The sequence below is a fragment of the Neisseria sp. HMSC070F02 genome (genome assembly GCF_001814225.1).
In the GTDB taxonomy this organism is placed as follows: domain Bacteria; phylum Pseudomonadota; class Gammaproteobacteria; order Burkholderiales; family Neisseriaceae; genus Neisseria; species Neisseria meningitidis.
This window is the reverse complement of sequence record NZ_KV815361.1, coordinates 1-8999: the sequence shown is the minus strand read 5'-3', so window position 1 is coordinate 8999 and position 8999 is coordinate 1. Positions and strand designations below refer to the sequence as shown.

The 8999-nt window shown below is 54.4% G+C and carries 10 protein-coding genes and 1 tRNA gene; 7 read left to right on the top strand and 4 right to left on the bottom strand.

From position 1 onward, the window contains the following. The first annotated feature begins 148 nt into the window (after positions 1-148). On the top strand, positions 149-472 hold the full coding sequence (locus HMPREF2959_RS01660) for a cupin domain-containing protein (protein WP_002224090.1): 324 nt from the start codon (positions 149-151) through the stop codon (positions 470-472). A 113-nt stretch (positions 473-585) separates the two neighbouring features. Beyond that, complete coding sequence (gene tdfF / locus HMPREF2959_RS01655; protein WP_070696287.1) at positions 586-2763, top strand: TonB-dependent iron piracy receptor TdfF; 2178 nt, start codon at positions 586-588, stop codon at positions 2761-2763. Between the two features lie 417 nt (positions 2764-3180). Here the strand turns inward: tdfF and HMPREF2959_RS01645 are convergent, their stop codons facing one another. The 3 genes from HMPREF2959_RS01645 to HMPREF2959_RS01635 all read right to left on the bottom strand — a co-directional run bounded on the left by HMPREF2959_RS01645 (position 3181) and on the right by HMPREF2959_RS01635 (position 4869). Then, entirely contained in the window at positions 3181-3504 is a 324-nt protein-coding gene (locus tag HMPREF2959_RS01645) for a rhodanese-like domain-containing protein (protein ID WP_002217997.1), read from the bottom strand. Positions 3505-3583: 79 nt separating this feature from the next. Next, entirely contained in the window at positions 3584-4240 is a 657-nt protein-coding gene (locus tag HMPREF2959_RS01640; RefSeq protein WP_002217998.1) for a protein-L-isoaspartate O-methyltransferase family protein, read from the bottom strand. A 101-nt stretch (positions 4241-4341) separates the two neighbouring features. Further along, the gene (locus HMPREF2959_RS01635) at positions 4342-4869 is read right to left on the bottom strand and encodes a GAF domain-containing protein (protein WP_033908492.1); all 528 of its coding nucleotides are present in this window, start codon (positions 4867-4869) and stop codon (positions 4342-4344) included. Between the two features lie 159 nt (positions 4870-5028). On the opposite strand from HMPREF2959_RS01635, the gene tpiA reads away from it, so the two are divergent. From tpiA to HMPREF2959_RS01610, 5 genes are all read left to right on the top strand, one after another. Further along, positions 5029-5802, top strand: coding sequence for a triose-phosphate isomerase (tpiA, locus tag HMPREF2959_RS01630; RefSeq protein ID WP_002218000.1), 774 nt, complete (start codon positions 5029-5031; stop codon positions 5800-5802). 6 nt (positions 5803-5808) lie between these two features. Further along, entirely contained in the window at positions 5809-6159 is a 351-nt protein-coding gene (secG, locus tag HMPREF2959_RS01625) for a preprotein translocase subunit SecG (protein ID WP_002241959.1), read from the top strand. A gap of 13 nt (positions 6160-6172) precedes the next feature. Next, positions 6173-6258 (top strand) — tRNA-Leu (locus HMPREF2959_RS01620). 825 nt (positions 6259-7083) lie between these two features. Next, complete coding sequence (locus tag HMPREF2959_RS01615; RefSeq protein WP_002214681.1) at positions 7084-7452, top strand: type II toxin-antitoxin system RelE/ParE family toxin; 369 nt, start codon at positions 7084-7086, stop codon at positions 7450-7452. After that, entirely contained in the window at positions 7449-7760 is a 312-nt protein-coding gene (locus HMPREF2959_RS01610) for a helix-turn-helix domain-containing protein (protein WP_002214683.1), read from the top strand. Before HMPREF2959_RS01615 ends, HMPREF2959_RS01610 begins: the two co-directional genes overlap by 4 nt. 382 nt (positions 7761-8142) lie before the next feature. On the opposite strand, the gene HMPREF2959_RS01600 is transcribed toward HMPREF2959_RS01610, so the two are convergent. Next, positions 8143-8999, bottom strand: an 857-nt coding sequence (locus HMPREF2959_RS01600; protein WP_246829024.1) for a M48 family metallopeptidase, incomplete at its 5' end; no start/stop codon positions are given.

Below are 8999 nucleotides of genomic sequence, written 5' to 3'. Positions count from 1 at the left end.
CCCTCTCCCTGTGGGAGAGGGTTAGGGAGAGGGCGGTAAGCCGCAGGCTTACATCAAAGCCGATAACGCTTTCGTTACAACTCCGCCCACTGAACGAAGCCAAAACGACAAACCGCATCGTAAACCACCCAACCCATAGGAGAACCCCATGCAAAACGAAACCATCAACCTGAAACAGCACCTTGCCGCCATCAAAGAATACTGGCAGCCCGAAATCATCAACCGCCACGGGTTCCAATTCCGTTTGGTCAAACTTTTGGGCGATTACGGCTGGCATACGCACGGATACAGCGACAAAGTGCTGTTTGCCGTGGAGGGCGACATGGCGGTGGACTTCGCCGACGGCGGCAGCATGACGATACGCGAGGGCGAGATGGCGGTCGTGCCGAAGTCGGTGTCGCACCGCCCGCGTTCGGAAAACGGCTGCTCGGTGGTGCTGATTGAGTTGTCCGACCCGTCCGAGGCCGTCTGAAAACGAAGTTTCCGAAGGAAGCTGAGTTTCTGCGAAGCTAAAAGCAGCCTGCACCTTCAATCAATATGCCGAAAATACAACCCCACCGCACACCAACACACAAAGGAAATCCCATGACACGCTTCAAATATTCCCTGCTGTTTGCCGCCCTGTTGCCCGTGTACGCGCAGGCCGATGTTTCTGTTTCAGACGACCCCAAACCGCAGAAAAGCACTGAATTGCCGACCATCACCGTTACCGCCGACCGCACCGAGAGTTCCAACGACGGCTACACTGTTTCCGGCACGCACACCCCGCTCGGGCTGCCCATGACCCTGCGCGAAATCCCGCAGAGCGTCAGCGTCATCACATCGCAACAAATGCGCAACCAAAACATCAAAACGCTCGACCGCGCCCTGTTGCAGGCGACCGGCACCAGCCGCCAGATTTACGGCTCCGACCGCGCGGGCTACAACTACCTGTTCGCGCGCGGCAGCCGCATCGCCAACTACCAAATCAACGGCATCCCCGTTGCCGACGCGCTGGCCGATACGGGCAATGCCAACACCGCCGCCTATGAGCGCGTAGAAGTCGTGCGCGGCGTGGCGGGGCTGCTGGACGGCACGGGCGAGCCTTCCGCCACCGTCAATCTGGTGCGCAAACGCCCGACCCGTAAGCCATTGTTTGAAGTCCGCGCCGAAGCGGGCAACCGCAAACATTTCGGGCTGGGCGCGGACGTATCGGGCAGCCTGAACACCGAAGGCACGCTGCGCGGCCGCCTGGTTTCCACCTTCGGACGCGGCGACTCGTGGCGGCGGCGCGAACGCAGCCGCGATGCCGAACTCTACGGCATTTTGGAATACGACATCGCACCGCAAACCCGCGTCCACGCAGGCATGGACTACCAGCAGGCGAAAGAAACCGCCGACGCGCCGCTCAGCTACGCCGTGTACGACAGCCAAGGTTATGCCACCGCCTTCGGCCCGAAAGACAACCCCGCCACAAATTGGGCGAACAGCCGCCACCGTGCGCTCAACCTGTTCGCCGGCATCGAACACCGCTTCAACCAAGACTGGAAACTCAAAGCCGAATACGACTACACCCGCAGCCGCTTCCGCCAGCCCTACGGCGTAGCAGGCGTGCTTTCCATCGACCACAACACCGCCGCCACCGACCTGATTCCTGGTTATTGGCACGCCGACCCGCGCACCCACAGCGCCAGCGTGTCATTGATCGGCAAATACCGCCTGTTCGGCCGCGAACACGATTTAATCGCGGGTATCAACGGTTACAAATACGCCAGCAACAAATACGGCGAACGCAGCATCATCCCCAACGCCATTCCCAACGCCTACGAATTTTCCCGCACGGGTGCCTACCCGCAGCCTGCATCGTTTGCCCAAACCATCCCGCAATACGGCACCAGGCGGCAAATCGGCGGCTATCTCGCCACCCGTTTCCGCGCCGCCGACAACCTTTCGCTGATACTCGGCGGCAGATACAGCCGTTACCGCACCGGCAGCTACGACAGCCGCACACAAGGCATGACCTATGTGTCCGCCAACCGTTTCACCCCCTACACAGGCATCGTGTTCGACCTGACCGGCAACCTGTCTCTTTACGGCTCGTACAGCAGCCTGTTCGTCCCGCAATCGCAAAAAGACGAACACGGCAGCTACCTGAAACCCGTAACCGGCAACAATCTGGAAGCCGGCATCAAAGGCGAATGGCTTGAAGGCCGTCTGAACGCATCCGCCGCCGTGTACCGCGCCCGTAAAAACAACCTCGCCACCGCAGCAGGACGCGACCCGAGCGGCAACACCTACTACCGCGCCGCCAACCAAGCCAAAACCCACGGCTGGGAAATCGAAGTCGGCGGCCGCATCACGCCCGAATGGCAGATACAGGCAGGTTACAGCCAAAGCAAAACCCGCGACCAAGACGGCAGCCGCCTGAACCCCGACAGCGTACCCGAACGCAGCTTCAAACTCTTCACTGCCTACCACTTTGCCCCCGAAGCCCCCAGCGGCTGGACCATCGGCGCAGGCGTGCGCTGGCAGAGCGAAACCCACACCGACCCTGCCACGCTCCGCATCCCCAACCCCGCCGCCAAAGCCCGCGCCGCCGACAACAGCCGCCAAAAAGCCTACGCCGTCGCCGACATCATGGCGCGTTACCGCTTCAATCCGCGCGCCGAACTGTCGCTGAACGTGGACAATCTGTTCAACAAACACTACCGCACCCAGCCCGACCGCCACAGCTACGGCGCACTGCGGACAGTGAACGCGGCGTTTACCTATCGGTTTAAATAAGGTCGTCTGAAAACGGAGTTTCTGCGAAGCTATAGTGGATTAACAAAAACCAGTACGGCGTTGCCTCGCCCTAGCTCGAAGAGAACGATTCTCTAAAGGTGCTAAGCACCAAGTGAATCGGTTCCGTACTATCTGTACTGTCTGCGGCTTCGGTCGCCTTGTCCTGATTTTTGTTAATCCACTATAAAAGCAGCCTGCACATTGAAAATGCCGCCCAAGCAAACTTTCAGTTTGCCAGCCTCGTCCTAGCCCTCTCCCACGGGGAGAGGGGATTGGGGTGCAGGCTGCCTTTAAGGTTCAGGCAAATTTTAACTTCGTTGATACCGCGCTTTAGCTTCGCAGAAGCTGCACTTTCAGACGACCTTTTGGAACACCACAGGTACACGCATTTAAGGAATGCCGTCTGAAATGCCTGCCTCAATAACGCATCATGTTGCCGTCAATCTCGGCCGCCCATGCATCGATGCCGCCCTGAAGGTTGTACAGGTTTTCAAAACCCGCGTCCGCCAGATACATCGCCGTATGCAGGCTGCGGATACCGTGATGGCAATACACCACAAGCGGCACATCATCCGGCAGCTCGTTCTGCCGCAGCGGAATCAGATTCATCGGGATATGCAGCGCATTTGGCAGCGAACAAACCGCCGTTTCTTCATCCGTACGCACGTCCAACAAACAAAACATCCGCCCTTCGTCCATCCACGCCTTCAATTCCGCCGACCCAAGTTGCACAATATCCATCGCACCCCCCAAAAAAAAACCAAGCAAAATGCCGTCTGAAGCCCCAAACCCGCTTTCAGACGGCATCGCAATCCGAACATCAAAACTGAAAACCACCAAACGGATCGGCATCCTTATCATCCAAATGCGCCACCAAGGTATCGAACAGCACCTTCTCTTCAAACACATCGCCCTTGCGCGTAATCAAAAGCGCGCGCTGAACAGGCTTGCGGCCTACGATAACCACCATGCGTCCGCCATCTTTCAACTGTTCTTTCAACACTTCAGGCACAAGGTTTACCGCACCGCCGACATAAACCGCATCAAACGGCGCACCTGCGGAAAGTTCGGTCAACCCGTTGTTTTGCACATAATCGATATTGTCCAAACCCAAGCCGTCCAACACCGCTTTGGCGCGGTTTTGCTGTTCGGCATCGATGTCGTCCGACACCACACGACCAGCCAATTTTGCCAACAGCGCGGTCGCATAGCCCGAACCCGTGCCGATTTCCAAAACCGTATCGTTTTTCGTCAGCTTCAAGCCCTGCGCCAGCCGCGCCACGACTTTCGGCTCGAGCATCTTATGACCGTTGGCAAGCGGCAGCGCCATATCCGCATACGCCAAACCCTGCAAGTCCTCATCGACAAAAAGCTCGCGCGGAATCTCCGCCAAAGCGTCCAAAACGTCAAAATCCAATACATCCCAAGGACGGATTTGCTGTTCGACCATATTGAACCGCGCTTTTTCAAAATCCATTTAGTGCTCCGTCAAATAATTGTTCCAACAATAGCAGGCATTATAAAACCACACTCCCGCCGCGCCAACTTCGGCACGCGCCGCCCGCCCCTTTCCATCACTCAAGCCGCCTGGCGCGAAGCCTCAAACCGCTTCTCCAAAATCTTCGCCAGTTCGCCCAAATACAAAGCATCTGTCTCATCAAACTGCGCCAAATGTTCGCTGTCCGCGTCCAACACGCCGATACAGCGGCCGTCTGAAAACAGCGGCACGACAATCTCCGAACGCGACAAAGACGAACAGGCAATATGGTCGGGATGCGCGTCCACATCCCCGACGACCACCGTCCCGCCCTTCGCCCAAGCCTGACCGCACACCCCGCGACCGAACGGAATCCGCGTACACGCCAAAGGCCCCTGAAACGGTGCCAAAACCAATTCGTCCGAACGCGTATCGACCAAATAAAAACCCACCCAAAACCAACCGAACGCCTCCTTCAAAACCGCCGCCGTGTTCGCCAAATTCGCCACCCAATCCGTCTCGTCCGCCACCACAGACTCAATCTGCGGCAACACCTCCCGATAAAGCGCGGCCTTGTCCGAAGCCGAAAAATGAAGCGCGTGCATCACATCTCCTATAGTTGCATACATATCAGGCGGCCATTATAAAACAACCTGCCCGAAACAACATGCCAAACCGCCCCCGCAGCCGCCCGCCCCAAGTTGCGAACCCGCCGCATATCCACTAAACTTCACATTGCAACGCGCCACACGCGGCAGACAGAAAAAACACGACACGGAGCAAAAAAGATGTATCACCAAATCGGAATGTGGGATCAAAAATGGGTCATCGGCAACTGGAAAATGAACGGCCGGCTCCAGAACAACAATTCGCTCATGCACCGCTTCCGCATCCTCCCCACCGCCGAACGCGTCCTCATCGGACTCGCCGCCCCGACCGTTTACCTGCTGCAACTGCACAACGCCATGCAAATCGTCTTAAACAACCGCATCCTCACCTGCGCCCAAGACGTGAGCCGCTTCCCCGACAACGGCGCGTACACCGGCGAAGTGTCCGCCGAAATGCTCGCCGACACCGGCACAGACATCGTCCTCATCGGACACTCCGAACGCAGCCTTTATTTCGGCGAAAAAAACGAAATCCAACGCCGCAAAATGGAAAACGTCCTCAACGTCGGACTCATCCCGTTATTGTGCGTCGGCGAAAGCCTCGAAGAGCGCGAAGCCGGCAAAGAACACGAAGTCATCGCCCATCAGCTTTCCATCCTGCAAGGGCTGGATACCAAAAACATCGCCGTCGCCTACGAACCCGTCTGGGCGATCGGCACCGGCAAAGTCGCCACCGTCGAACAGATTGCCGATATGCACGCATTCATCTACAAAGAAATCTTGTCTTTGTGCGGAAGCGATGTTAAAATCCGCGTCCTTTACGGCGGAAGTGTGAAAGCGGACAACGCGGCCGACATCTTCGCAGTACCTTATGTGGACGGCGCACTCGTCGGCGGCGCGTCATTGTCGTACGACTCCTTTACCGCCATCATCAGTGCCGCACAAAATGCGTAGAAAAATATGGAAGCCTTCAAAACCCTAATTTGGATTGTTAATATAATTTCCGCTTTGGCCGTCATCGTGTTAGTATTGCTCCAACACGGCAAAGGCGCGGATGCCGGCGCGACCTTCGGATCGGGAAGCGGCAGCGCGCAAGGCGTATTCGGCTCTGCCGGCAACGCTAACTTCCTCAGCCGTTCGACCGCCGTTGCAGCAACATTTTTCTTTGCAACCTGCATGGCTATGGTGTATATTCACACCCACACGACAAAATACGGTTTGGACTTCAGCAACGTACAACAAACTCAGCAAGCACCCAAACCCGTAAGCAATACCGAACCTTCTGCCCCTGTTCCTCAGCAGCAGAAATAACAGTTTTTCAAATGCCGACATGGTGAAATTGGTAGACACGCTATCTTGAGGGGGTAGTGGCCGTAGGCTGTGCGAGTTCAAATCTCGCTGTCGGCACCAACACACAAAACGCTTAGAAATTCTAAGCGTTTTTTTCGTTTAATCCTGTCTAATGCCGTCAACCAATCCCAATCAATACAAGGATTTCAGGCTGATTGTTATCCTGCCGTCCCCCTTCCTGACAGTGCAATCCCGTCCAATCCGCCCTAATTGAACTAACCTGATTTTTTACAGCATCCGAAAATACCGCGAGAAAATACCGTAAAAATAAAGCTGAACGACCACCAAATCAGGAATGCCAAGCGAGAAATAGCTTGCGGGGAATACTGACGCACCGTAGGGAATGAGGGGGAAACCGTCCAAGATGCAGAGCGGTTTTTTTTGGGTTTTTGGAAAAAACCTATACTATAGTGGATTAAATTTAAACCGGTACGGCGTTGCCTCGCCTTGCCGTACCGGTTTAAATTTAATTCACTATAAAATAAGAAAAAGATAAAAAATTGGTAACAAATGCGGTAACAAATGCGGTAACAAATGCGGTAACAAATGGTAACGAATCGGTAACAACTTTTGGGGTTTTCCGGTTTTTCACCGTCTTGGCAGTGGGAGCGTAGCGGAATGAAAAGCCAAAACGCACGGAACCGCGCCTATTTTGAGCAGGAATGGCGGTTAAACCGCTTGGTTATATATAGGGGGCATAGGAAGACAGCGAAACGCGCTAAAAACGCAATTTGAGCCATTAAAAGCGATTGATTAAAAAATAATCAGGTTAGCCGCCAGTGTTTCAGGCGGCATAAACGGAGAAATTGCGGGGTATAAAAAGGCGGCTTGCCGTGTTGTCTGTCTCTGGTATAATTCCAAGTATCACTAATCAACGGCTACACAATGCGGATATTCAAAAACCAATGGATAGTGAAATTTGCCAAGAAGCACAAAATCAACGATTCCGAGCTGCTGGAAGCGGTAGAGCGGGCGGATAACGGGCTGATAGACGCAGATTTAGGCGGCGGTGTGATTAAGCAGCGCATAGCAAGGCAAGGACAAGGCAGAAGCGGCGGCTATCGCAGCCTGATACTGTTCAAACAGGCAGACAGGGCATTTTTTGTTTACGCCTTTGCCAAGAACGACAGGGAAAACATTTCGGATAAAGAACTGGACGTTTACCGAAAAGCCGCCGCATATTATCTGAAATACACGCGGGCAGAGCTGGCGGCTTTGAAAGAAGACGGCATTATCACGGAGATAGAATCATGAAATACAAAAGCGAGGCATTAGCCGCCATTCATGAAATGATGGAAGGGGCTTACAACATCGGCGCAATCGACAAAAAGACCATGCGCGACTTTGACAAGTCCTGCCTGACCGAAATCAAACCGTTGAGCGGCGGAGACATCAAGGCAATCAGGGAGAAGGAGGCACTATCGCAAGCCGCTTTCGCCATCTATCTCAACGTGGGAAAAAATCACGTTTCGGCTTGGGAGCGGGGCGTTAAAAAGCCGAGCGGCGCGGCGTTGAAGCTGCTGACCATCGTCAAAAACAAGGGCATCGAAGCCATTGCGTAGACGACTTGGCAAACGGCAAAATCAGCAAGTTCACAATAGACACGCTGCTGAATATGCCTGCCAAGACAGGCAAGACCGCCGAACCGAATATCAGGGCATAGCCGCACAAATGCCCGACCGCATCAAACCAAGCCGAAACGGCGGCGGTGCAGACGGCATAGCCCGACAGCAAGGCACGGCGCAGACGGGCGCGAAACCCGAAACATCCCCGGTCGCAAGGCACGGGGATTTTTTTGCGCCCGTTGCAGGGGGGATTGGATTTAAGCGGCGCGGGCTTGAAGGCAAAACGGGCGGGGCTCAGAACTGTTTAAATGCCGTCTGAATCTCAAACGGATTCAGACGGCATTTTGAAACAACGGCTCAAATTCTCGATCCCCTTCCCTTAACGCCGACGTTTTTTATTAACGCGCCCCCTATTTCTGACACTTTGCTCATAAACCGGCATAACGGTCGGCAACAACCGTTTTAGATTTTCTATACGGGCATTGTTTGTCGGATGAGTAGAGGTAATAGCAGAAATAAAGCCGTTTTGGTCGTTTTCCTGATTCATTTTTTCCCAAACCCTGACAGCGGCCGCCGGATGATAGCCTGCCTGCGCCATCAACATCATTCCCCCCTCATCGGCTTCTTCTTCCAAGCTGCGGCTATAAGGCAAGGTAATGCCGTACGTTCCCAAAATATCCATACCTAATCCGACCAATTCCGGATTAGTGTCCGGTTTTTTGTCTAATATAATCTGCGTGCCTATCTGCGCCGCCGTATTGGTCAAAATTTGTTGCCCGACCTTATTTTTACCGTGTTCATGCAGGGCGTGCGTCATTTCATGCCCCATAATGGCGGCAATTTCGTCATCGGTCAGCTTGAGTTTGTCGACTATCCCCGTATAAAACGCCATTTTTCCACCGGGCATTGCCCACGCGTTCAGCTCATCGTTTTTGAAAACCGTCATTTTCCAGTAAAACTTATGGCCGGTATTATTTGCCGCATCGGCATAAGGCAGCATACGTCGAAATACTGCCTGCACCCTGCGGGCTGTTCTGGATGTGGTATCGACATTGCCGGCAGACTTGTTCAACTCAACCGTTTTCATATAATCTTTGGCAGCCGCAGCGTTCATTGTGGCGGAATCATGACCGTAAACATCAGCAACGACCGCACAACCTCCCAATATCGAGATTGCTGCCGACAGACAGACTATCCGTTTAAAGGAAGGAAGGAAGGAAGGAAGGAAGGAAGGAA

What these genes read in the sequence shown, in the direction of transcription:
- HMPREF2959_RS01635 (WP_033908492.1), bottom strand. Translation starts at nt 4,869, where the DNA reads ATGTATGCAACTATAGGAGATGTGATGCACGCGCTTCATTTTTCGGCT.
- secG (WP_002241959.1), top strand. Translation starts at nt 5,809, where the DNA reads ATGGAAGCCTTCAAAACCCTAATTTGGATTGTTAATATAATTTCCGCT.
- tpiA (WP_002218000.1), top strand. Translation starts at nt 5,029, where the DNA reads ATGTATCACCAAATCGGAATGTGGGATCAAAAATGGGTCATCGGCAAC.
- HMPREF2959_RS01645 (WP_002217997.1), bottom strand. Translation starts at nt 3,504, where the DNA reads ATGGATATTGTGCAACTTGGGTCGGCGGAATTGAAGGCGTGGATGGAC.
- HMPREF2959_RS01660 (WP_002224090.1), top strand. Translation starts at nt 149, where the DNA reads ATGCAAAACGAAACCATCAACCTGAAACAGCACCTTGCCGCCATCAAA.
- HMPREF2959_RS01640 (WP_002217998.1), bottom strand. Translation starts at nt 4,240, where the DNA reads ATGGATTTTGAAAAAGCGCGGTTCAATATGGTCGAACAGCAAATCCGT.
- HMPREF2959_RS01610 (WP_002214683.1), top strand. Translation starts at nt 7,449, where the DNA reads ATGAAATACAAAAGCGAGGCATTAGCCGCCATTCATGAAATGATGGAA.
- tdfF (WP_070696287.1), top strand. Translation starts at nt 586, where the DNA reads ATGACACGCTTCAAATATTCCCTGCTGTTTGCCGCCCTGTTGCCCGTG.
- HMPREF2959_RS01615 (WP_002214681.1), top strand. Translation starts at nt 7,084, where the DNA reads ATGCGGATATTCAAAAACCAATGGATAGTGAAATTTGCCAAGAAGCAC.